This is a genomic window from Nocardia sp. NPDC006044 (assembly GCF_042871115.1).
Classification (GTDB): Bacteria; Actinomycetota; Actinomycetes; order Mycobacteriales; family Mycobacteriaceae; genus Nocardia.
The window spans coordinates 1032223-1053951 of record NZ_JBIAID010000003.1 but is presented as its reverse complement, the minus strand read 5'-3'; the positions used below and the strand labels follow the sequence as shown (position 1 = coordinate 1053951).

At 62.0% G+C, this 21729-nt stretch carries 21 protein-coding genes, 2 tRNA genes and 2 pseudogenes; 11 read left to right on the top strand and 14 right to left on the bottom strand.

Translation table 11 applies throughout. The annotated features are described in order from the left end of the window. Positions 1-78 precede the first annotated feature (78 nt). Together ACFYO1_RS29370 and ACFYO1_RS29365 are read right to left on the bottom strand one after the other, a co-directional pair. Positions 79-807, bottom strand: coding sequence for an ABC transporter permease (locus ACFYO1_RS29370; RefSeq protein ID WP_387238653.1), 729 nt, complete (start codon positions 805-807; stop codon positions 79-81). Positions 808-854: 47 nt separating this feature from the next. Next, complete coding sequence (locus ACFYO1_RS29365; protein ID WP_387237560.1) at positions 855-1811, bottom strand: ATP-binding cassette domain-containing protein; 957 nt, start codon at positions 1809-1811, stop codon at positions 855-857. A gap of 103 nt (positions 1812-1914) precedes the next feature. Between ACFYO1_RS29365 and ACFYO1_RS29360 the strand changes: the two genes are divergently transcribed. Then, a complete protein-coding gene (locus ACFYO1_RS29360) occupies positions 1915-2658 on the top strand; it encodes a TetR/AcrR family transcriptional regulator (protein WP_387237557.1) in 744 nt (247 codons plus the stop codon). Here ACFYO1_RS29360 and bcp read toward each other — a convergent pair. Continuing rightward, the gene (bcp, locus tag ACFYO1_RS29355; protein WP_378719440.1) at positions 2655-3128 is read right to left on the bottom strand and encodes a thioredoxin-dependent thiol peroxidase; all 474 of its coding nucleotides are present in this window, start codon (positions 3126-3128) and stop codon (positions 2655-2657) included. The two genes, ACFYO1_RS29360 and bcp, sit on opposite strands and share 4 nt — an antisense overlap. A 243-nt stretch (positions 3129-3371) precedes the next feature. Here bcp and ACFYO1_RS29350 point away from each other — a divergent pair, with 243 nt between their 5' ends. Next, on the top strand, positions 3372-3593 hold the full coding sequence (locus ACFYO1_RS29350) for a DUF3618 domain-containing protein (RefSeq protein ID WP_218474887.1): 222 nt from the start codon (positions 3372-3374) through the stop codon (positions 3591-3593). 65 nt (positions 3594-3658) lie between these two features. On the opposite strand, the gene ACFYO1_RS29345 is transcribed toward ACFYO1_RS29350, so the two are convergent. Both ACFYO1_RS29345 and ACFYO1_RS29340 read right to left on the bottom strand, forming a co-directional pair. Further along, positions 3659-3955, bottom strand: coding sequence for an excalibur calcium-binding domain-containing protein (locus ACFYO1_RS29345; RefSeq protein ID WP_357391113.1), 297 nt, complete (start codon positions 3953-3955; stop codon positions 3659-3661). Positions 3956-4089: 134 nt separating this feature from the next. Continuing rightward, the gene (locus ACFYO1_RS29340) at positions 4090-5067 is read right to left on the bottom strand and encodes a pirin family protein (protein WP_387238650.1); all 978 of its coding nucleotides are present in this window, start codon (positions 5065-5067) and stop codon (positions 4090-4092) included. Between the two features lie 62 nt (positions 5068-5129). Here ACFYO1_RS29340 and ACFYO1_RS29335 point away from each other — a divergent pair, with 62 nt between their 5' ends. Then, complete coding sequence (locus ACFYO1_RS29335; protein WP_387237552.1) at positions 5130-5597, top strand: MarR family winged helix-turn-helix transcriptional regulator; 468 nt, start codon at positions 5130-5132, stop codon at positions 5595-5597. A gap of 248 nt (positions 5598-5845) precedes the next feature. On the opposite strand, the gene ACFYO1_RS29330 is transcribed toward ACFYO1_RS29335, so the two are convergent. From ACFYO1_RS29330 to ACFYO1_RS29320, 3 genes are all read right to left on the bottom strand, one after another. After that, positions 5846-6328, bottom strand: a complete 483-nt coding sequence (locus ACFYO1_RS29330; protein ID WP_387237549.1) for a DUF1992 domain-containing protein — start codon at positions 6326-6328, stop codon at positions 5846-5848. 83 nt (positions 6329-6411) lie between these two features. Further along, entirely contained in the window at positions 6412-6726 is a 315-nt protein-coding gene (locus ACFYO1_RS29325; RefSeq protein WP_387237546.1) for a hypothetical protein, read from the bottom strand. A gap of 106 nt (positions 6727-6832) precedes the next feature. Beyond that, complete coding sequence (locus ACFYO1_RS29320) at positions 6833-7429, bottom strand: transglycosylase SLT domain-containing protein (protein ID WP_387237543.1); 597 nt, start codon at positions 7427-7429, stop codon at positions 6833-6835. Positions 7430-8174: 745 nt separating this feature from the next. On the opposite strand from ACFYO1_RS29320, the gene ACFYO1_RS29315 reads away from it, so the two are divergent. Then, complete coding sequence (locus ACFYO1_RS29315; RefSeq protein WP_387237540.1) at positions 8175-8534, top strand: chitin binding peritrophin-A domain-containing protein; 360 nt, start codon at positions 8175-8177, stop codon at positions 8532-8534. 49 nt (positions 8535-8583) lie between these two features. On the opposite strand, the gene ACFYO1_RS29310 is transcribed toward ACFYO1_RS29315, so the two are convergent. Continuing rightward, positions 8584-9171: a hypothetical protein gene (locus tag ACFYO1_RS29310; protein ID WP_387237537.1), complete on the bottom strand. Its 588-nt coding sequence runs from the start codon at positions 9169-9171 to the stop codon at positions 8584-8586. A gap of 559 nt (positions 9172-9730) precedes the next feature. On the opposite strand from ACFYO1_RS29310, the gene ACFYO1_RS29305 reads away from it, so the two are divergent. The 3 genes from ACFYO1_RS29305 (at position 9731) to ACFYO1_RS29295 (ending at position 11948) form a co-directional block, all read left to right on the top strand. Further along, complete coding sequence (locus ACFYO1_RS29305; RefSeq protein ID WP_387237534.1) at positions 9731-10009, top strand: hypothetical protein; 279 nt, start codon at positions 9731-9733, stop codon at positions 10007-10009. A 341-nt stretch (positions 10010-10350) separates the two neighbouring features. Next, a complete protein-coding gene (locus ACFYO1_RS29300) occupies positions 10351-11310 on the top strand; it encodes a hypothetical protein (protein WP_387237531.1) in 960 nt (319 codons plus the stop codon). A gap of 71 nt (positions 11311-11381) precedes the next feature. Continuing rightward, positions 11382-11948, top strand: a complete 567-nt coding sequence (locus tag ACFYO1_RS29295) for a helix-turn-helix domain-containing protein (RefSeq protein ID WP_387237528.1) — start codon at positions 11382-11384, stop codon at positions 11946-11948. A 27-nt stretch (positions 11949-11975) separates the two neighbouring features. Here ACFYO1_RS29295 and ACFYO1_RS29290 read toward each other — a convergent pair whose 3' ends face one another. Both ACFYO1_RS29290 and ACFYO1_RS29285 read right to left on the bottom strand, forming a co-directional pair. Beyond that, a complete protein-coding gene (locus ACFYO1_RS29290; protein WP_387237525.1) occupies positions 11976-16559 on the bottom strand; it encodes a hypothetical protein in 4584 nt (1527 codons plus the stop codon). A gap of 211 nt (positions 16560-16770) precedes the next feature. Then, the gene (locus ACFYO1_RS29285) at positions 16771-17013 is read right to left on the bottom strand and encodes a hypothetical protein (RefSeq protein WP_387237522.1); all 243 of its coding nucleotides are present in this window, start codon (positions 17011-17013) and stop codon (positions 16771-16773) included. Between the two features lie 836 nt (positions 17014-17849). Between ACFYO1_RS29285 and ACFYO1_RS29280 the strand changes: the two genes are divergently transcribed. From ACFYO1_RS29280 to ACFYO1_RS29270, 3 genes and pseudogenes are all read left to right on the top strand, one after another. Next, positions 17850-18089, top strand: a complete 240-nt coding sequence (locus tag ACFYO1_RS29280; RefSeq protein ID WP_387237519.1) for a transposase — start codon at positions 17850-17852, stop codon at positions 18087-18089. Beyond that, a pseudogene (locus tag ACFYO1_RS29275) lies at positions 18086-18436 on the top strand (IS3 family transposase); the annotation flags it as partial. The gene ACFYO1_RS29280 and the pseudogene ACFYO1_RS29275, both read left to right, overlap by 4 nt. Before the next feature lie 140 nt (positions 18437-18576). Beyond that, a pseudogene (locus ACFYO1_RS29270) lies at positions 18577-19038 on the top strand (transposase); the annotation flags it as partial. Between the two features lie 575 nt (positions 19039-19613). Here the strand turns inward: ACFYO1_RS29270 and ACFYO1_RS29265 are convergent. Further along, positions 19614-19689: transfer RNA gene (locus ACFYO1_RS29265), tRNA-Lys, on the bottom strand. Positions 19690-19952: 263 nt separating this feature from the next. Between ACFYO1_RS29265 and ACFYO1_RS29260 the strand changes: the two genes are divergently transcribed. After that, positions 19953-21170 carry an Ig-like domain-containing protein gene (locus tag ACFYO1_RS29260; protein ID WP_387237516.1) on the top strand — a complete coding sequence of 406 codons (1218 nt, stop codon included), beginning with the start codon at positions 19953-19955 and terminating at the stop codon, positions 21168-21170. 53 nt (positions 21171-21223) lie between these two features. Here the strand turns inward: ACFYO1_RS29260 and ACFYO1_RS29255 are convergent, their stop codons facing one another. Together ACFYO1_RS29255 and ACFYO1_RS29250 are read right to left on the bottom strand one after the other, a co-directional pair. Continuing rightward, positions 21224-21481, bottom strand: a complete 258-nt coding sequence (locus ACFYO1_RS29255) for a hypothetical protein (protein WP_387237513.1) — start codon at positions 21479-21481, stop codon at positions 21224-21226. Between the two features lie 162 nt (positions 21482-21643). Beyond that, positions 21644-21716: transfer RNA gene (locus ACFYO1_RS29250), tRNA-His, on the bottom strand. Positions 21717-21729: the final 13 nt, after the last annotated feature.

Genomic DNA, 21729 nt, shown 5'->3' with positions numbered 1-21729 from the left:
ACACCTGCGGTGTAAAGGTCCGGCTCTACCCCTCCGGAGCCGGACCTTTACCTAAGGCGCGTCGGTACCCATGGCGCGTCAGTGTTTTGTCTTGCGCCGGAACAGCACACCCGCGACGAGATAACCCGCCAGCGCGATGCCGCCGCACCAGAGCACCGCCAGCAGCGCGCTGTTGCCGATCGGCGTGCCCATGAGCAGTCCGCGCATGGTCTCGATGACCGGCGTGACCGGCTGGTTCTCGCCGAACCAGTGCAACGCGCTCGGCATCGACTCGGTCGGCACGAACGCGCTGCTCACGTACGGCAGGAACATGAAGAAGAACATGCACGCGTTGGCCGCCTCGGGATTGCTCACCAGCAGCCCGAACGCGGCCGCCAGCCAGGACATCGCGAGGACGAACATCGCGATGATGCCGTAGGCGGCGAGCCAGCGCAGCGGGTCTCCGGCCGGCCGGAAACCGATCGCGACGGCCACCAGGATCACCAAAGTGGTGGTGAGCAGATTGCGCAGCAGGCTCTCCACCACATGCCCGGTCACCACCGACGAACGGGCGATGTCCATGGTGCGGAATCTGTCGACGATGCCGTTGGACAGATCAGTGGCCAAGCTCACCGCCGTGGTCGCCGAACCGAATCCGGCGCACAGCAGGATGATGCCGGGCACCACGTAGTCGAGATACTGGCCGCCCACGTTCATCGCGCCGCCGAACACGTACACGAACATCAACAGGATCAGGATCGGCACCACGATCGACATGATCATCGTGTCCGGACTGCGCACCGTGTGGCGCAGGTTGCGGCTCAGCATGGTGGCCGAATCCCGCACGGCCAGGCGGGAATTGGTGAGGGTAGTGGTCACAGCGCCGCTGCTTTCTGCGTGGTGGGATGCCCGGTGAGCGCGAAGAACACGTCATCCAGGTCAGGGGTGTGGATGGCGAGCCGGTCGATGGTGATCGCCTGATCGTCGAACTGATCCAGCAGCCGTCTGATGGTGCCGACGCTGCCGTCCGACGGGACCAGCAAGGTCAGTTGCTCGACGTCGATCTCCGCGCCCGGCACGGCCAGCGCGGCGGCGTCCAGCCCCTGCTGATCGGCGAATCGCAGCTGAATGTGTCCACCGGGAGCGAGCTGCTTCAGGTCGCCCGGCGTGCCCGCCGCGACGATCTTGCCGTTGTGCAGCACCGCGATTCGGTCGGCGAGCTGGTCGGCCTCCTCCAGGTATTGCGTGGTGAGGAAGATCGTCACGCCGTCCGCGACCAGGTTCCGGATCACCTGCCAGAGTTCGCGGCGGCTGCGCGGATCGAGTCCGGTGGTCGGTTCGTCGAGGAAGATGATCCGCGGGTCACCCATCAGGCTCATGGCCAGATCGAGGCGTCGGCGCATGCCGCCGGAGTAGGTCGCGACGCGGGCGTCGCCGGCCTCGGTGAGTTCGAATTGCGCGAGCAGGCGAGCGGTGCGGCGGGCGCTCTCCGGCTTGTCCAGGTGCAGCAGCCTGCCCATCAGGCGCAGATTTTCCGCACCGGTCAGAATCTCGTCCACCGCCGAGTATTGGCCGGTGACGCCGATGAGGCGGCGCACCGCGCCGGGCTCCCGCGCGAGATCGTGGCCGCCCACCCGGATCTCGCCGCGGTCGGCGTCGGCCAGCGTGGCCAGGATGCGCACCATGGTCGTCTTGCCTGCCCCGTTCGGGCCGAGTAGCGAAAAGACCGTTCCCGCCGCGACTTCCAGGTCGATGCCGGCCAGCACCGTCCGGTCGCCGAAGGCTTTGGTCAACCCGCTGATGCTGACGGCGGGGGTGGATGGGACTGTCATGGGGTTCCTCGGATCGAAACTGTGTATGGGCTAAACTTTGTTTAAACGGTACACAGTTTTCGGCGCGAGGCAAGAGGTGATCGAAGAAGAGAGGTCGACAGTGGTGGACACGCCGGAGGCGGACAGTGGCACATCGGCGGCGGCGAAGTCCTTCGCCCTGATGTGGGGTCTGGACGAACCGGGAACTCGCGGGCCGAAGCGCGGGCTGAGCCTCGATCAGGTGATCGCGGCGGCGATCGAGGTGGCCGACGCCGAGGGGGTCACGGCACTGTCGATGAGCCGGGTGGCCAAGCACCTCGGCTTCACCACGATGTCGCTCTACCGCTATGTCGACAGCAAGGACACGCTGCTCACCCTGGTGTCGGATCGGGCGATCGGGTTACCGCCGGAGCTGCCGGCCCAGGTCGGCTGGCGGGCCGGGATCGAGGCCTGGGCGTGGGGGATCGCCGCGTCGATGCGCAGGCATCCCTGGTTCCTGGATCTGCCGTTGGCCGCGCCGCCGATGGGTCCGTGCAACATGGCCTGGCTGGACGCGGGGCTGGGCATGTTTGCCGAGGCCGCCGTCCCCGAGTCGATCAAACTGCAACTGGTACTGAATGTTTCGTTGTACATGATCGGCCGGATGCGGGTCGCCAAGGAGATGGCCGACGGCGGGGAGACCGACGAGTACCCGGCCTTGTTGAGCCAGGTACTCGATCCGCAGCGGTTCCCCGCACTGACCCGCGCCTTCGCCGCCCAGGCGTTCGAGGACGACGACGTCGAGTGGGACGACGCCGACCTGCGGTTCGGCCTGGACCGGCTGCTCGACGGATACGAGCAGTTCATCCGGTCCTACGAACAGCCCTAGACCGACAGGTCGCGGCGCAGCTTGGCGACGTGGCCGGTGGCCCGCACGTTGTACTGGGCGACCTCGATCTTGCCCGCCTCGTCCACCAGGAAGGTGGAGCGGATGACGCCGGTGACGGTCTTGCCGTACATCGTCTTCTCGCCGAACGCGCCCCACGCGGTGAGCACGGAACGGTCCGGGTCCGACAGCAGCGGGAAGGTCAGCTGCTCGGCATCGCGGAACTTCGCCAGCTTGGCCGGCTTGTCCGGGGAGATGCCGATGACGTCGATGCCCGCGCCGTCCAGGTCGGCGAGGTTGTCGCGGAAGTCGCAGGCCTCTTTGGTGCAGCCGGGGGTGCTCGCGGCGGGGTAGAAGTAGACGATCACCTTGCGGCCGCGGTAGTCGGCGAGCGACACGTCCTTGCCGTCGGCGTCGGGCAGCGTGAAATCGGGGGCGGCATCACCCGGGGAGAGTCGTTGGTTGTCGGTCACGTCCTGCACCGTAACCGACGGCACGGACAGAACGCGGACCTACCGAACGACACTGTGCGGACCGACAGGCCGGCGCCGCGCAGCACCCCGCGGCGCTGTACGGATGGACAGAACGCCGCGCGCTCCCTGGCGACTCCGCGTGGACGGATAGACTCGTCCGGGAGCTGAGGGTGACCCGCGAAGGCCGAACACGCACCGCGATTCGAGCCCTGGCGCGGCACATCAAACACAGGAGGCCTGAACGTGGCGAAGGATACCGAGCGGATCGAGCAGGAGATCGAGGCCGCGCGCACGCGGCTGGCGAGCACGCTCGACGAACTCGCGGTGCGCGCGGATCCACAGCGGATCGCGAGCGACAGCAAGCAGATCGTGCTGCGGAAGCTGAACGAGCCCAAGGTGAAGTACAGCCTGATCGGCGCGGCCGCCCTGGTGGTTGGGCTGGTGCTGCTCAAGATCTTCCGCTGATCGGTCCCCGAACAGCAGAACACCCGGTGCGCCTCGGCACACCGGGTGTTTCTGTTTCGCGAATATCAGACCGTGGGGCAGGCGAACCCGTCACCATCCGGATCCAGGTGCGGGCCGTAGCCCGGCTCTCCGCGAAAGAGCGGAGCCCGTCCGGCCGCGCGGGCGTCATCACAGTTGGCGAAGGCGCCACCCGCCGAACCGGTCTGCGTAAGACCGGCGGAACCGGTTGCGGCGGAGCCGGTATCGACGGCCGACGAGCCGGTCCCGGAGGAGCCCGAGGGGGGCTGGGCCAGCGCGGTCGGCGCCGCAAGGAGGGTCAGTCCCGCGACGGCAGCGCTGAAGGTAAGCCGACGAACGTTCATGTATTCCTCTAGATAGTTGCTGCGGTGGATAGGGCGTCCGACCGGACGCCGCATCCACTGTCGTGACGCGTTGGCCGGTTGTCAACCGGATCGCCGGAGAACTAGGGCATTAGGGGATGCCCGGCTTGCCCTGTTCACTCGCCCAGTCGACGGCCCGCCAAGTGTTCGGCGGGGATGTTTCCCATGCGTCCTGCCTGGTAGTCGTCCATGGCCTGGATGATTTCAGCGCGAGTATTCATTACGAATGGCCCGTACTGGACGACGGGTTCCTGGATCGGCTGTCCGCCGAGCAGCAGCACCTCCAGGTCGCCGCTCCGATTGTGTTGGCGCGCATCGGCACTCACCGTGATCGCGTCGCCGGGGCCGAAAACCGCCAGCTGTCCCTCCTGGACCGGCCTGCGCTCGGCACCGGCTGTGCCGCTGCCGGAGAGGATGTAGGCCATCGCCGTGAAGTGTTGCGGCCAAGGAGTTTCCAGTTGACCGCCGGGGCTGATCGAGGCGTGGGCGTAGGCGATCGGCGTGTAGGTCGAGCCGGGGCCGTCGAAGCCGCCGACCGAGCCGGCGATGAGCCGGACCAGTGCGCCGCCGTCGTGCGAGCTGACCAGGGTCAGTTCGCTGCCGCGCAGATCCTGGTAGCGCGGCGCCGCGAACTTGAGCGCACGCGGCAGATTCACCCACAGCTGGATGCCGTGGAACCAGCCGCCGGTCATGACGAGCTGCTCGGTCGGCAGTTCGTCGTGCAGGATGCCGGAGCCCGCGGTCATCCATTGCGTGTCGCCTTCGCCGATCACCCCGCCGCCGCCGTTGGAGTCGTGGTGCACCATGGCGCCGTCCATGACGTAGGTGACGGTCTCGAAGCCGCGGTGCGGATGCCATGGCGCGCCCTTGGCCTCGTGCGGTTCGTAGGCGACCGGGCCCATCTGGTCGAGCAGGATGAACGGATCGGCGGTGCGCAGGTCGACGCTCGGGAACGGCCTGCGTACCTCGAAGCCCGCGCCCTCGCGCTGTTTCGGCGCGCTGACCACGGTACGCACCGGGCGCTCGCGCATGGTCTCGGTGGGCTGGGGCAGGCGAGGCAGGATCATCAGGTCGGGGACGGTGATGGCGGGCATCTGGACCTCCAGGTCAGGCATTTGGTGTCCATGTCAACCAACGATGGGTAGACTTCATTCCCATGGACTGGCTGAACGACGACGAGCAGGCGACCTGGTCGGCCTACATCCGCCTGCGGCAGCGGCTGGACGCGGCGATCGCCGCCGGCCTGACCAAGGACGGGCTGTCCGCGGCCGATTACGAGCTGATGGTCGCGCTGTCGGCCGCGCCGGGAGACTGCCTGCGGGCCAAGGATCTGGCGGCCGAGGTCTGCTGGGAGAAGAGCAGGTTGTCCAAGCATCTGGCTCGGATGGACGCGCGCGGGCTGGTCGACCGGCAGCCGGTGGCCGAGGACGCACGCGGGGTGCTGGTCCGGTTGACGCCGGCCGGGCGGGGGCTGCTGGAGCGCGCCGCCCCGAATCACGTGCGGCTGGTACGCGAGGTTTTCATCGATTGCATCACCCCCGCGGAGGCACACGCGATGCAAACGTTGTCCGAGAAAGTCGTTGTCGCAGTAGCGGAATCCACCGAGTCCGCCATCGGTGCCTGACTCCCCGCTCTTGCGCTACAAACGCTTTGGGCAGAGCAGGTTTGGTCAGCGGCGGTCCCTGGTTACAGGCGGCATCCGGGAATGCCTGCGAGTGCCCCCGCCCGCCGGTCTCCTCGAGATATGCGCACATTCTGTGGGCAGTTGGGTCGAGTCAAAGGGTCGCTACTTGATCTTCAATTACGACCATTTGACTCGGCTCGATACGAGAACGACCTTTTGACTCGACTCGATGCGGCGGTCGGATGGTGTCAGGTGGCGCGGTGTCTGCGGAAGAAGGGCCATCGCCGGGTGGGTCGTTCGGGGGGCGGGGTGAGGGGGACCGGTGCGGGCTTTGGCTTTCGCTCGGCCTGCCACTGTGTGACGACTGCCTCCGTATCGACCGGCGCGACGTGCACGTATGGGCCATGCGGCAGGCGCAGCCAGTCGACCACCCGCTGGTTGAGCTCGCGCACGGTCTCCCGGACCGCTCGCTCGGAGTTCAGCTCGCGCACGACCTCCGGCAGCCGCTCGATATCCCGGCGCAGCAGCAGCGAGGGCGGCAACAAGGCGTCGCCACTCACCCCTTCTTTCCGGAGATAACCCTTCAGCCACCAGTTCTCGTCGTCGTTGCCGCGCGGAATGGGTTTGCCCGCGCCGGGCAGATTCCGGAATTCACCGCGCTCGGTCGCCTCGCGGATCTGCTTGTCGATCCACGATTCGAAGTCCAGATTCGCTGGTTTGCGCTCGGTCATCACGTCACCTTTGACGGAGGGGGCATCGCCGCCAGTCTACCGAATGCGCCGGTACGAGTCCGAAGTCGTTGTCCGAGAACGGATCACGACCACGGCGTGATCGGCGGCTTCACCCACATCAGCTTCTCGTCGGTGTGCTCGCGCCGCGCCGCCGGATGCTCCGGGTTCCGGGCGGCCCAGTCGTCCTTCTCGGTCAGCAGCTCGGCCACCGTCACCCAGGTCTCCTCGGTGCTCGGCGGGTTGGTGTCGGCCGCCCTGGCGAGCTTGCGCCGGGTCGCCGCGGGCATGGCCAGCAGCTCCGGTCCGGTGATCCCGAGGTGCCAGACATAGCCGGCGAGGCGCCGGGCCTTCTCGGCGCGGCTCTTGGCCGCCGTGTCGCTGTGCGCGTAATCGGTCATCGCGGAAAGTCCAAAGGTCGGTGGTGAACGACCCTAGCCGGACGGCGGGCCGGACGCGACGACGCCTCCCCGCGGGCAGACGGGGAGGCGTCGGTGGGGGCGTGGCTCAGTACGCGCTGTTGACGTTGTCCATCGAGCCGTAGGTGCGTGCGGCGTAGTTGCAGGCGGCGACGATGTTGGCGACCGGGTCGTAGATGTCCCAGGAGGTGCCCTCGACGTGGTACGAGCGGAACGTCGGGTCGATCACCTGGAGCAGGCCCTTGGACGGGATGCCGGCGGCGGCGTTGGAGTCCCACAGATTGATCGCGTGCGGGTTCCCGGTCGACTCGCGCATCACGTTGCGGTGGATGCCGTCGTAGCTGCCGGGGATGTTGTTGGCCTGCATGATGTCGAGGGCCTGGCGGATCCAGCCGTCCAGGTTGTCCGGGTACACGGGGGCCGGGGCGGGCGTGGGCTCGGGCGCGGGAATCGGCAGCGGCAAGGGCAGCGGCGCGGGCATGGGCGCCGGAGCGGCCACCTCGGCGGCGGGCGCGGCGGCCTTCTGCACCTCGGCCACCATCGCGATGCGGGACGGAACGCTGTCGTCGGCCACCGATACCGCCGAGGAGGCGGCAACGGCCACGACGCCTGCGGCGGCGATGGCGAAAGTTACACCCTCGCGAAGCGTCGAGCGGCGGAGAGAAGAAAAGCGTCTGTCAGGCATGACGAAATCGGTTCCTTTGTCGGGGACTGGTTTCGATCCGGGCGCGCAGGCAGCACGGATCCAGGGCGGGCGCGCGGTGGGCGCTCGCCGGTGCGGGCTGATGTGCTCTTGTGGGTTTTTGTTGTGGGGGGACACACACGTCCCCGGAACGCGACGTTCAGTGGTGCGGTGCCGGGGCGCTCAACTGCGAGCCCGGCCGCGATGTCGCGCGGGACTCCGCATCTCGATGCGGAGAAAAAACGGCCTCTCGGCGCGTCCATTCGGCGGAGGTTAGGGTTAGCGGGTCCGTTGCCGGATCCGATCCGCCGACCGCGACGGGCGCGGGGCCTGTCATTGCGGTCGTTTTCCGAATGTGGGTGAAAAACTCCTCGGTGTTACCAAACTCCAGGTCGCTTTATGACCTGATCGCAGAATGGTCACACTAAGTGAACGGACGGTAAACGAATCATGAATGAACGGTGCTCGCGATCTTGGATCGCCTCCCGCGTCGTTGCTGAACCGTTACCTACGCAGGGAGTTTGCTGCTAAACCGAATGTGCGACACGTCACAGAAGTTTTCGGCTAACAAACCGGGTTTCGGTTGTCCAAGTGTCATTTTGGTCCGGATCGGGGCTCGTGAGACACCCGCGGCAGCGGCCCGACCAGGCGGTTTGTGACCGAAACGATCCGGGCGGCGCGCGGGACCGAATACAGGGGAGCAACCAGCCGCCGACCCCGCCCGCGGGGAGACAGGGACCTCCCGTTCATGAACTCGAACAGCCTGGTGTGTCGTACCGGCGTCCTCGCCGCCGGAACCGTGCTGGCGGTGCTCCCGCCATTAGGGGTCGCGGCGCTCACGCTCGGCACCTTGGCTGTGGTGGATATGCCCGACGGCTCCGGCCGGGACATCGCCGCTCGGCAGTACGCCGTCGTCCCCACCGGCGCCGGGACGGACTTCTGTCAGGGCAGGGACGAGGGGTATTACGCCGATCCCGAGGATCGGGCCGGGTTCTATCGGTGCATGAGTTCCCGGACGCAACGTATGGCGACCTATCAATTCCGCTGCGCCGACGAATCCTGGTACGACCCCGAACGTTCGGTCTGTGTCGCGCGAGCTCTCCGATGACGACCGAAAAACGGCTTATGCCAATGTAATTCACCGTGTAGCGAGCACCTCATCCATTGAGCACCCATTCGATGAAATCATCGGCGAGGCCGGGCGGATTGGCGAGCTTCGTCCGCAGCGCGATCTCCTCGTAGTACTCGAGTTCGTGCACGATTATCGGCACTGCCCTGCCGATGGTTCGTTCGATAACGCCGGTCTCGTGCAGGCGCCGGGCCAGCTCGCAGCAGAGCAGGACGAAATGGCCCTCGATCTGCTCGGCGCGCGGCTGGAATCGCATGTCCCACTCGTCGTTGTCATCCGGCACATCCGCCGTCTCGTACCAGTATCCGAGCTCCTTGATCCACTCCTCGCGAGCGCCGGCCCCCACCGGATCGCTGTCGAAGTCGCCGACCGTGACCAGCTCATTCTGCGTCCAGAAGGCGAAATTCCACCGAGCCTCCGCCGGGTTCGAGACCATTTCGGCTCTGTCTTCGTACCGGGTGCCGGTGTCGTAGCCGATCGCCAGGATCGGCTGCCGCGGATCATCGTCCTGGTCGGTCACGTAGAACGAGAGGGCATAGATGTCATCTGCTTCGGACTCGGGGATCGACATGATTGCCCGGCTGCCCAATGCCCAGAGATGATCGGGGAAGGTCACCTGCCACACCATCGGGCATCGGCGAAGGGGCGTCCAGATCGTGGTTTCGACGGCACGGGCGCAGGAGCCCGAGGGCTTCCTCGGAGGGCGAGCCGGCAGGGGTGGTGCAGACGATCCCACGCCCGAATCTCCGCCGGCCGCACCCCGGCTGGGCGCCATACGACCCGGAGCACCTCGTGCCGGAAATCTTCGGTGGTTCCGGGCACGGTTTATTTCAGTAGATCCGGCGCGCCACCCATCCAGTGCTGCCGGGTGGAACGAATAATTTGTCGTGCTGCGGCCCGCTGGTTCGAACGTTTGATCGGTGCGACGCCTGGTGATCGATCGAAGTAGCGGGCCAGAACCACGCAGGTATCGACGTCCGTGACATCGTGAATTGAGAAAGGAACCTTTCAATGTCCCTCGTAGCGCTTCGGAATCGCTGGTGGGCGGCTACCGCAACATCCATTGCAGGCGCATCCATATGTTTGCTGTATGCGGCTCCGAATGCGACTGCGGAGCCATCCGGTTATATCGTCGATCACATCCAGATATGCAAAAGGGATGGATACAATGAGCCATGGCTGGCTGGACGGGTGGTCAGGGTGGATCGGAATATATAACCACGCGATACAGTCACGGTGGACCCAACTTTGTCGAATATGATGTGATGGCCAAAGGGGAATGCATAAAGACCGGCCAGAATGTAAAAGGGAAATACAATGTCACCGACTCCGGCGAAGTCTGGATTCCGGGCGGGGGTCGATACCAGTACTTCTATAAGGCCATGGATCTCGACGGTGAGGATCTGGGATTCTGGGTCCGCGGCGGTGAGTTTCAGTGGTTGAGCAAGTGGTGACGTAGGCAGTGAACCGGTAGCTGCCGGCGGAGCGGCCTGCTCTGGTCGCTCCGCCCTGCTTCCCTTGGCGGCACACGGTGCCGCACCCTTGCTGGTCGGCAGATCAGGGGGCAAGTCGCCACGTCGAAGAGCCGGAGCCGGGGAGGCGTGTGTGCGCCCGTGAGCTCGGCGACGTAGTCGAGTGTGATCGACTGAACCCGGCGCGACTGCGACTGTTCGGCGAGGTGGGGTGATAGCTCGGTGACAGTCGAATGAACAGGGGATGGCATTCGAGGCGGGGGCTGGGACGGCGGTGTCCGGCCGGGCAGACTGCGGGTTGTCAGTTGTCGAGTGGAGGTGTGATGACTTCGCGTGTGCCGGTGTCGCGACGGAGTTTTCTGGGGCTCGGGGCCGGTGTCACGGCCGCATGGGCCGTCGGCGGTCGTGCGATCGCCGAGGGGGGAGGGGAGCCGCGGTTCGAGTTGAGTGCGCCGTCGAGTGAGTTGCTGTGGCGTAAGGCGTTGTATGACGTAACCGTGTTGCAATCTTTCGCTTTCGACAATGTGAACGGTCATATCTACGCCGTCCAGGTGCGGAACGGAGCGGGTTCGGCCGCTGCGGGGGATTTGTGTTTGACGAAGTTGTCCACGTCGGGTGTGGTGCTGGGACATATGTATTTGCTGGGTTTCGGGCATGGGGTGCAGATCGGGGTCGAGCCGGTAGGGGGCTCGGCTTATCTGTGGACCGAGACCGATGCGGTGAGAGCGGAAGGGAGTGCGCGCGGGAGCAGGATCGCTCGATTCGAGTTCACCGACGGGCGGACGTTGACGGCCTCGTCGGGGGAGTTGCGGAAATATACCCTTGTGCCCGGGGCAACGAATACCACGTGTGCGATCGACCCGTCGACCGATCGGCTGGTTATGCGCTACGCGCAGGGCAGCGGATTCCGGTATGCCGTATTCGATCTGAAAGACGTCGAGGCGGGCGGTGCGACGCGGCTGTTCGATATCGCCTCGCCGGACGGACTGGGGACCTTTCAGGGATACACCGCCTTCGGCACTTACCTCTACCTGCTGACCGGAAACGCCTATGGCGACAGCAATCCCGCACCTGGCAATGCGTTCATCACCTGCGTGGATCTACGGACGGGAGCGCAGGTGCAACGAGAGTTGACCCAGGCGGGAAAGTCGCTGGATTATCGCGAGCCGGAGGGAATGGCCATCCAGATCGTCGCGGGGCGGCCCCGGCTGTGCTTCGGCTTCGCCTCTGGCGTCGAAAAAGCGCGCCTGGCAAGCATCTTCTACAAATCCGAACTGGTGTGACCACAGGGCACGGTCCAGGGCGACGCCGGGCCGCGCGGAGGTGACTCGATCAGGAACGACAGCCGTCAGGCTTGCGGGAAGGGCTGTTCCGGCGGGAGTGGGCGAAATCCGATGCCGGGCAATGGATTGCCGTGAATCCCCGACCGGTATTGCCAGGTCAAGGACTGTTTGTTGTGCGGTTTCTGAGGTCCTGCTCCAATCTTGTTGCCGCAGTTCAGGGGCTTGCGACCCTGTTGGCGGAGGCGCGGGCTGAAGTAGATGGTGCCGTGGACCGGCCGGAAGTCGTGTTACGAGCGCGGGTTCGCAAGCTGTCGGATGCGGAGAAGGCTGAGCTGGCGAGGGACTATCAGCGTGGCATGACGGTGTATCAGCTAGCTGAGAAGTACGGGGTGCAGCGGCAGACCGTGAGCAGGCACCTGCGCGGCATCGGCGTAACGATGCGGCAGCAAGGGCTCAGCGAGATCCAAGTCGACCGGGCGGTCGAGCTGTACGTAGAAGAGCGGCTGACGCTCAAGCAGGTTGGAGCGAAGCTGGGGGCGGATGCCGGCACGGTGCGGTTGGCGCTGCTACGGCGCGGGGTGCAGATGCGGGCGGCGGTGGCGAGGAGGATAAACAACGCATCACGGGGTGAGAGTTAGATATCTCCGCCATAGTTGAGACAATACTCAGGCATCGTCTTCTGACGATGTTGAAGTGGCCGCAGATTCACCGCCACGACGTACACCATCTCGATATTCCTCTCGCGTCATCTCGGTGGTGGAAACATTCAATGTGCTCGTAACGCGCGAGATATGACTGGTGTCCAGCCGACAAATTTTATCATCCTCATCAAGGCCGAGTTGGCTTCTGTCCATCCAGTGAACTGTGACGAGTTGAAGATTGTGCCTCGCTAGAAATTCACGCAAGAAGCTGGCGCGAACCAGAAAAGCGTAATTAGAAGAGCCTTCCTGCTGATAGTGTGTGAATATGGGCGACCGATCAGCATCAAGCCAGCTCGGTCCATTTATATCGAACAGAAGGTTCGATGTCTGCTGGAAGAACGTTGATGGGAGTGAAGTCCGTGCAGTTTCACCGATGGAACAGTCGTAGGTACTGCCTTCCCAGCCGTAACTTTCGGTTGTTGGAACAACTCTGAAGTCGAAATTTGCGAACTCGACACCTTCAAGTTCCGCTCGACGGTGTACGCAGGGTATCTCGGCACGACCAACCTCGGCAACGTAACAACAGTTCACATGTGAGTTCGGTCGAATGCCGTCGAGTACGGATCGATATCCGAGTTCTACAGCTGCTCTAGAAAAAGAAGGGCCATCCTGGGTTCGGATCAAAAATGAGTCAATCGCTAAATCTTGCTGCAGACCACGCCAGCCCTCGTGAGCCAGTGGATCGACTTGCTTTATTTCGCATTCAAGAACTATCCATTCTTTATCGGCAGCATCCCGAACGAAGAGGACGTCTTTGGCAGCGGGCTCTGAGTCCACGTCGTCTAAGAAGCTATAGATATCACCCTTGTAGCGACCAAAGTTCAACTGTTTTGCGGGCCAGCCTACAAGTTGTACAGGACACGGACCCCATGCGGTCGCACCCTTACCGCCGTGGTCGTTGAAGATTCGAAAATCAATTGGCGGCAGGCTTGGATCTATTTCGCGATCTCCGACGATCTGGTAAAGACCATCGTAGGTTGCGTTTTTGTCGAATTGTGTCGAGGGCTGATAATTATCTGCCACACGTGCCAAGAGCTCGTGGTATGCCATCCACTGATACTTCTTACCCCAGCGTTCCGCCTTATGGCCTTCGCGACCGCGACCGCGGCTGACTATCCGACGGTCAAATTCCCCGAAAAGCTTTGGTGTCCAACCGAGACTGATGGTGCGGCCCAATACCCAACGCTTGGCCTCATCACCCGGGTACTCGTGGTCTATGCGTGCTGGATATTCGAACGCGGCATCCAGCAGCCGGCGCTGTTCTTCGGTTAACGGGTCCTCTTCCCTGGAGAGAATAAAATTCAAGCCAGTAAGATCATCGTGCAGACGTTTGGGATCGCTGAGCCGATCAGCGAAGCGAGTTACCTGGTCTTCACTAAGCAGTTGTTTGAATTCCGACCAACGGTCCTCCTGAAAAACAGGATCGCGAGGCGGGTCCGGAGGATACTCTTCGCCAATTTTGTGGCAGGAAAAATGTCCTACTCCAGGCTCGACAACGTAGCGTCCAAAATCGCTTAGGCCGGTGAGAGAGAATACGATCTGCGAATAAGACTCGTCATCTGGTTGGCCTTCCTTCCAGCCGTACCTATCTTTAATTTGAGATTCAGTCAGCGCGGTGTCTGGAAGCTTAATCCCGAGCGGACGCTGTAATGCATCTAACGAACTTCCAGGCAACAGCTCCTTCAAGACTGCCCATTTGACAACCCCACGTGCAGCATCGAGCATGAGCTCATCCGCACGAACTGGCGGCGAAAATACCTGCTGATGAATTGATGCCGCTAATTGGGTGGCATGGTCCCTTTGAAGTGTGCTGCTTCGGAGAAGCGAGCCGTAGGCAATCGCCATAACTCGCTGTACAACATAAGGGTCGTCGACCTCCCAGAAACGCTCAATGAGCTTTCGCATCACATCCAGATGGCCTTGAAGCAGCTGCGTGAGTGCCTTCGTGACCCAGTCGCGCATAAACCGATTTGGCGAGGACAGCAGCCAGCAGAGGGGGATCGCGGCAAGTTCGACAACTTCGGCCGAGTAGGTCACGTACGGGCCAGCCGCCGCCCAGCGAGCGAGGCGAGCAACGGGACCAAAAGCATCCATTAGCTCGTCGTAAGTTGCAATTCCAAAGTCACCGTCCCGCTCAGGCATAGGCCGGTCGGTTAGATACTTATGTAATCCGAGCGCATTCAGCCTATTCCCAGGTTGCGGCGCCAAGGTGAATAAAGCGCGATAAAGTTCGGCACGCGTAACACAAAGTTGTGCATCGTTCAGCAAATCTATCGTACGTTGAGTAATTGCGTCAGACTTGCGATATGGCAGTGTTTCCACAAAAGTGCTGTAAAGCCGACGCATCCTCCAATCAATATCGTCATAATCGTCCGCATTGTCGTTATCGGACTCAGTTCTCAGCTCAAGCCCCAAAAGATCCGGCAGCTCAATCCCGTATTCCTCTGGAAAAAAGACGGTGGCAGCTTCTCGGATTCCGTAGCTGCATTCGTTCCCGAGCCATTCTCTAAGGTGCATATCGTGCAACGGGTCTGCAGACAGCGAGACACGGCGCTTCAGTAGCAAGAAGTCGGAAAAGGCTTGGAATACAATTCGAATGCCCTCCTCGAAGCCTCTATCGCTGAAATACATCTGCTCTCGCGTCAGAACCCCTTCTTCTTGAAGCAAGCCAAGGATGCGAATAGGATCATCGCCCGATGTCCGTACGGCTTCGCGAACAGCTGGCTCAATGACAGCAAGGCTCATGGCTTCTCGACCCGCGCGCGACAGCTCATCGAGGATGGCATCAAGCACCTGGATCACCTGTGATTTGGCCGAGCTGAGTTCATATCCTGACGTGGCGGCTGGTCGAAGTCGCCGCGCAACTGTCGAGACTTTAGCCTTGAGGTATCGTTCGAATATCTCAATGCGACCTAGGTGACCGGCAGGCGGTGGGGGCGAGTCAGTCGAAGCAAGGCTTTCGCAGTAGAGGCGTAGGAACAACGGTAGCGTGAATTCAGGCGTCAACAGTGGAATCTTCGGTGCTTCGAGATGGTAATGATCGAAGTACCTCTGCGCTGCTTCTACTTCCCGCTCGGCAAAGCCGGGGTGCTGTTGATTGACATAGCGGGCACTTTCGCTATTATCGCAAACGACTTCCCGGTACGTGTCCCTACAGCTTACGGCTAGGGCCACGTGTGGGTATCGAGTGATCGCGGCTCGCAAGCGAGGTAGAGATGTACGCCAAAAGTCCGGTGGCGTCGTATCGTTCAGCGCGTCGATGAAGACAACAAAGCGCCGACCCGTTGTTGAGGCTGCTTCACCGGCGGCATCCATCGCACTGAGCAATACATCTGATCCATGCGCAGGTAGGCCGAGCTGGTCAGCGATACTGATCCACAGGTCACCTCGACCAAATTGTGCTCCAGCAAGGAACACGGCAGGTCGGTCAGCGTCGAGCGCCCGTCGAGTTGCGTCGAGGAGGAGATGCGTCTTTCCGGCACCAGCCTGCCCGGTCAATAGGTACGTTCGATGGAGGAAGGATTTTCCAACCGAGGATTCGAGCCAATAGTCAAAGTCATCTATCGCGGTACGGAGCTTGTAGGCACCTCTAAGGCTTATCAGCTCCGAGGGTTTTTTGATCTCCGATTTTTCTTCTCCTGGCAGATCGCGCCATTGTTGATCGGCCCGGCGAAGATGCTCATTTAGCCAGATGATATCAGCACGGAATATCTCTATCTCCGAGAGGAGCGGTTCCAAAGTGGCGCCGTCGCCTCCGGCTTGGAGATCAAGTAGCTCGGCGACAGACCTTAAACGTCTGGCAGTGTGGCGCAGCGAGTCCACTATTGACGTCACGGTCTCATCTTCGTGCTTGGACCACAGATCTATGTGCGCTGCGTTGGACGCGATGTCACGTCGCATGCGGTCAAATGTTTCGAGAATGACCTGATCGAATCCGAGCGCTAGGAGGTCATCTTGAATTGGGATGTCGACCTGAAGATCGGGCCGGTACTTCTCGGTGGCAGCGTCTACCTGCTCCCGATACCGCTCTTTTAGCCAATCCGGGCCTAAGACAACTTGGTCCCACCAAAACCAGCGACGGCCCCGGTGTTCTGGCTTCGCCAGTTCGTCTAGGAGGTCGCTCTCCTGCTTGAGGCAGAACTCAATCTTGTCAGCCCCTTTCACTTCCTTCTTCCAAGTATTCACCTTGTCCAGATATTTTTGTCTCTGTGACTTCCGTTCGCCGCCGCTGGTGCCGGTAGATAAATTCCATGAAATTGCGAATGTGAGCTTTCGGAGGTCAGTGCGCTCTTTGGCAACTCGCTTAACGGAATCAGTCATCGCGGTAAGGAGGGCATCAATTCCTGAAACGTGCTTCGCCTGCCAGCCCCACTCGGCACCATCAGGGAGTGTGGCGTACCATTCAACCCCACCGTCCGGGTTTCCAGTTCGGATGGCGTGTGTCCCTACGGGAACCTGGTCCTTCAGTAGCTGGTAGGAGAGTTCTTCAAAAGCCCGGCTCTGTTCGCCGTTCCAGGTTCGCAGGGTATTGAAGCTGAGTTCGGCCACCCTAAGCTCCGAACTTCTGGGCCGAGTTCCGGCCATCCACTAGATTCCGTGCAGACCGTTGGACAAGGTCTGACGTAGACCCATCGACGACAAAACCGCTCACAGCGCGCTCAAGCTCGTTCATGGCGTCCTCCCGGATCTTGCACCTTGTGCAGCGTCTCAAGGCTATCGTCTGACCCGTCATCCATGTTTCAGGCGTCGTGCTGCAGCTTCAACCCGACGTGATCGGCCACCTCATGATGCCAACGTTCGTGACGATCGAGCTGGTTTGTGACGGCAGCACGCTCAGTGGCCTCTTTTCAAGCTGGCCAATAATGTGGTCGAGTTTGTCGTAGATTCCGTTGACTTCAGATTTTTCTGCCTTATTCTCCAGCTCGGCATCGATCTTGCTGAAGCGTCTGTCCATGTAGGCGTAGAGTTTGGCGAATTGTTCATTGAATTGCTCGTCTGTCATATAGATCTATTTTAACTTCGATCGTTTCCAATGCCAACGACACTTTTCATGCCTGACGTCAGGTTCTCGGGTACTCTTTCCTGTCTTTTATCATATCCTCTTTCAGTTCAAGTCTATTTGACCTCATCCAACAGCTCCAGCAAGCCCTCTACTGAGCAGTCGCTTGTGTCCCGATACCTTCTCTGTTCGCCAAGATCGTCATAGACGCCGACTCCCCAGCCGGTTTGGTCGGCGCGCCATACTTCTAGTGGACCGTCCTTGTCCGTGATAAGCACCGTTCTCGTAGTGAGAGGCTTAAAGACAAGAGCCAAGCAGCCGCCACCGGTATCCGTAACGGTAGCGTTGTAGTCGTGCTGATCGAGTAACGCTAGTATGTCGCGGTATTGGTATCCAAAAGATCGCTGTTGATTATGATTGTGCATAAAGTATTCTCCGTTAATTTCTTTCTACTACCTCTGTTCTAACTCTCAATACGGACGTGATCAACAGATTCTGCCGAGAATGAGATGTAGTTATTACCTCGCTGGCACATAGACCGGGTGAACTGGCCGGACGGACAGCAGAAGGATGGGTTCATCTCGATCTGCTGCCCGTCGGCCGTGGCGCTCAGATTCGGAGCGATACTCAGACGTCGGGTTGTTCTGCGTTGGCCTGTTGGCCTCCCCGACGCCCACGGGGACGGCGACCTGATTCGGGCTCCTCCACCGTGGCCTCCGCTTCATCCGCTTGGGCGGGCGGTGGCGGAGGCGTATCCGTGAACAGAATGTCGATTGAGGTTCCCCCGCTTTCTCGGAGGGCTCTGAGCATGGTCCGATAGGACCTGGAGGGAGTCCATTGTGGCAGCACCCAAGGAGTATCCCGACGAGTTGAGGGCGTGGGCGGTCAGGGTGTATCGGGAGTCCGATCCCAAGCCGACGGTTCGGAAGCTGGCTCAGCAACTCGGAGTGTGTCACGAGGCGTTACGGAACTGGATCCAGCAGGCCGAGGCCGAGGCCGGCGAGCGTCATGACCGACCGGGCACTGACGTGGCGGCAGAGAACAAGGAGCTCTGTGAGAAGGTCGCAGAGTTGGAGTGAGTGAACGAGATATTGCGTTCTGCGAGTGCGTATTTCGCCTCGGAGCTCGGCCAGGCCCGGAGGTGATTGTGCGGTTCGTCCAACAGAACAGTCAGCACCCGGTCGAGCTCGTATTGCGGGTGTTGGGGATCGCGTCGTCGACCTATTACGGCTGGCTGGCGCGGTGGCCGTCGCGGCGGCAGGTCGCCGATGAACAGTTGCTGGCCGAGATTGCCGATATTCACACCAGTTCCGGCGGGACCTATGGGTCACCGCGGGTGCATGCGATGCTGGCGCGACGCGGAATCCGGGTGGGCCGCAAACGAGTGGAGCGATTGATGCGTCACGCCGAGTTGCAGGGCGCGTTCCTTCGCCGGAAGTGGCGATTCGGATCGACCCGCCAGGATCGGCGGGCGACGCCGGCGCCGGATCTGGTGGAGCGTGATTTCACCGCCGAGGCTCCGAATCGGTTGCAGGTGGCCGATGCCACCCGCATCCATGTGGTCAGGGTGCGTTTTGGTGGGCGGCGGTGCGCGATGGGTTCTCCAACCGGATCGTGGGATGGACAACCTCCGACCGCTGCGACACCGAGTGGGTGCTCGGTGGGTTGGAATACGCGGTCTGGAGCCGTGATATTGGCGAGGGTGAACTGATCCATCACAGCGACAGGGGCTCGACCTACACGGCGATCAAGTTCGCTAATCGTCTGGCCGACAACGGGATTGCTCAATCCATGGGCTCGGTGGGCGATAGTTACGACAACGCGTTGATGGAGAACTTCTTCTCCACGCTCAAGACCGAGCTGGTCTATCGCACGACCTGGCGCAGCCGCGACCAGGCCGAGAACGCCCTGTTCGCCTACATCGACGGTTGGTACAACAGCCAACGTATCCAGAAGAAGCCCGGCTGGCGATCACCGGACGAGTTCGAATCCAGTTTCCGTCAACAGGTTCCGGTCGGAACCAGATAATTCGCTCTCCGGCCAAGCGGGGGAACCTCAACAGGAAGCAGTTGGGGATCAGCTGAAGGATCTGGACACGAAGGAAACCAACCTGATCGAGCTTGCTGCCGACGGCGAGCTGCCCCAGACGAAGATCCGGACACGACTGACCGAGATCAAGCGAGAGCGCGAGAAGCTGCAGGCGGAACTGGGCAAAGTGCAGCTGGACCTCTCCACGAGTGCCGAGTACCTGACGACGTGCTTGGAACTGCTGCGCGATCCCTACCAGCTGTACAAGGGAGCAAGCGACAAGGTCAGGCGGCGGCTGAACCAGGCGATCTTCAAGCGGTTGTATGTGTTCGAGGGGAAGGTGACGGGTCATGAGTTCCAACCCGTGATCGCGGAACTGCACGCAGTCCAGGCGGGATACACAGCGATGGAGCGAGGCCACGGCGAAGACGCAGGTGCAGGCGTGGCAGAGGCGGTGTTACGGCAACATCTGCCAAAAATGCAACTCGCCACCCGGATGGGTGGCGAGTATGTGAAGCATGTCACAGGCCTGGCTTGCGCCGTTCATTCGGGCCATGTTTCTAGTAACGGTCATATGGTGCGCCATCAGGGACTCGAACCCCGAACCCGCTGATTAAGAGTCAGCTGCTCTGCCAATTGAGCTAATGGCGCTTGCTCCGTGTTCCGGTGCGGGACAAACTTTAACAGGCCGAGGCGGCAGAAGTGAAATCGCGCCCTGACCGGGGGCGATGCGTGGTTCGGGCGGGGTGTTAACGCCGAACCGGGCAGTTCGGATCTATCCCGTGTAACACCCCTGTGTCGACGCGGTATTTGCGTTGGTGCGAGCACCTCGCACTGGCAGAATGGCCGAACGTGGTCTCGACCGCTCCGCAGGCACGGCGGGTTGGGCTGTAGGGACGTGAAACGGGGTTGAGATGAGCGTTGGTCGAGGTCGGCGTCGGTGGATACGACATATCACCGCACCAGTTGTGGTGTTCGCGGTGGCCGGACTGGTGTTGTCGGGGTGCTCGTCGTCGAAGACGTCGGATACGTCCACGGTCGCGATCGACCGTAACCCGTTGCTCGAGCTGATCAAGCCGAAGCTGTTGTCCCCGATCAAGGACGGCGAGATGGGGGTCTCGCCGGGTGTGCCGCTGGCGTTCAAGGTCGAGGACGGCAAGTTCACGAACGTCACCCTGATGAATGCGCAGGGGCAGCCGGTGGGTGGCGGCAAGCTGGCCGCCGACGGCCGGTCGTGGGAGACCACCGAGGTGCTCGGCTACGGGAAGCCGTATCGGCTCAAGGCCGACGCGATCGGGCTCGGCGGCGCCAATTCCACTGTGCTGAGCTTCACTACCAGCTCCCCGGACAGTCAGACCAAGCCGTATCTGCTGCCCGGCGAGGGCGAGGTGGTCGGGATCGGCCAGCCGGTCGCGGTGCAGTTCGACGAGACCATTCCGGACCGTAGAGCCGCCCAGGATGCGATCAAGATCACCACCGAGCCGCCGGTCGAGGGAGCGTTCTATTGGGTGAACAATCGCGAGGTGCGGTGGCGTCCGGAGAATTTCTGGGCTCCTGGGACCAAGGTCACGATCAATGTGAACGTGTATGGCCGTGATCTCGGCAACGGACTCTTCGGCCAGGACAACATCCAGTCGTTCTTCACCGTCGGCGACGCGACGATCTTCACTGCCGACGACAACACCAAGCAGGTGACGGTCGAGCAGAACGGTCAGGTCATCCGGACCATGCCGACCTCGATGGGCAAGAACAGCACGCCGACCGACAACGGCATCTATATCGTCAGCGACCGGCTCGAGAAGATCATCATGGACTCCTCGACCTACGGCGTTCCGGTGAACTCGCCGGACGGCTACAAGACGCCGATCGACTTCGCGACCCGAATCTCCTACAGCGGCATCTTCTTTCACTCCGCGCCGTGGTCGGTCGGGCAGCAGGGCTACAGCAACACCAGCCACGGCTGCCTGAACCTGAGTCCCGCGAACGCGCAGTGGGTCTATCAGAACGCGAAGCGCGGCGACATCACCATCATCAAGAACACCGTCGGCGGAACCCTTTCCGGCGTAGACGGTTTGGGCGACTGGAACATCCCATGGCCGGTGTGGAAGGCGGGTAACGCCGACCCGCGTTGAGCCGCAACGTAAAACGGGCCACCAGTGCGAACTGGTGGCCCGTTTTTCTTGGCTCAGGGGAGCATGTTGCAGCCCAGGTGCGCGTCGCCGATGATGGCCAGCGCGCTGCCGGTGGCGATGCACGCCAGTTTGCTGCCGGATCCGGTGCCGACGAGCCCGCCGGTCGACCCGCTGGACGCCGAACCGGAGTCCGGCATGCCGGGCAGCCCGATGCCCGCGGCCGCGGTCCCGGTAGCTCCGGTGATGAGGGTGGCGCCGAAGAAAGCTGCGATTACCGCGGAACGCATCACGACCTGTGTCTTTCTGGTCAAACCGGGGTGATGCTCCAGCGGCACCGCCCACGCGCCGCAGTCTACGGACGGGGCGCGGGATCCGTCCCGCAATCGGAAGAAGGATGTTTCACATTGTGATGTGGGCGGCGAGGCAACGAAAAAGGCCTGGGCCGGAGATTTCTCTCCGGCCCAGGCCCTCAGGGTGACCGACGGGACTCGAACCCGCGACAGCCAGGATCACAACCTGGTGCTCTACCAACTGAACTACGGTCACCATCACCGGATGA

Bases quoted from the DNA above. Each gene is read 5' to 3' on its own strand.
- ACFYO1_RS29370 (WP_387238653.1), bottom strand. From the start codon at position 807: ATGCTGAGCCGCAACCTGCGCCACACGGTGCGCAGTCCGGACACGATG.
- ACFYO1_RS29365 (WP_387237560.1), bottom strand. From the start codon at position 1,811: ATGACAGTCCCATCCACCCCCGCCGTCAGCATCAGCGGGTTGACCAAA.
- ACFYO1_RS29345 (WP_357391113.1), bottom strand. From the start codon at position 3,955: ATGAACGTTCGTCGGCTTACCTTCAGCGCTGCCGTCGCGGGACTGACC.
- ACFYO1_RS29340 (WP_387238650.1), bottom strand. From the start codon at position 5,067: ATGCCCGCCATCACCGTCCCCGACCTGATGATCCTGCCTCGCCTGCCC.
- ACFYO1_RS29335 (WP_387237552.1), top strand. From the start codon at position 5,130: ATGGACTGGCTGAACGACGACGAGCAGGCGACCTGGTCGGCCTACATC.
- ACFYO1_RS29330 (WP_387237549.1), bottom strand. From the start codon at position 6,328: ATGACCGAGCGCAAACCAGCGAATCTGGACTTCGAATCGTGGATCGAC.
- ACFYO1_RS29325 (WP_387237546.1), bottom strand. From the start codon at position 6,726: ATGACCGATTACGCGCACAGCGACACGGCGGCCAAGAGCCGCGCCGAG.
- ACFYO1_RS29320 (WP_387237543.1), bottom strand. From the start codon at position 7,429: ATGCCTGACAGACGCTTTTCTTCTCTCCGCCGCTCGACGCTTCGCGAG.
- ACFYO1_RS29315 (WP_387237540.1), top strand. From the start codon at position 8,175: ATGAACTCGAACAGCCTGGTGTGTCGTACCGGCGTCCTCGCCGCCGGA.
- ACFYO1_RS29305 (WP_387237534.1), top strand. From the start codon at position 9,731: ATGGCTGGCTGGACGGGTGGTCAGGGTGGATCGGAATATATAACCACG.
- ACFYO1_RS29300 (WP_387237531.1), top strand. From the start codon at position 10,351: ATGACTTCGCGTGTGCCGGTGTCGCGACGGAGTTTTCTGGGGCTCGGG.
- ACFYO1_RS29285 (WP_387237522.1), bottom strand. From the start codon at position 17,013: ATGACAGACGAGCAATTCAATGAACAATTCGCCAAACTCTACGCCTAC.
- ACFYO1_RS29260 (WP_387237516.1), top strand. From the start codon at position 19,953: ATGAGCGTTGGTCGAGGTCGGCGTCGGTGGATACGACATATCACCGCA.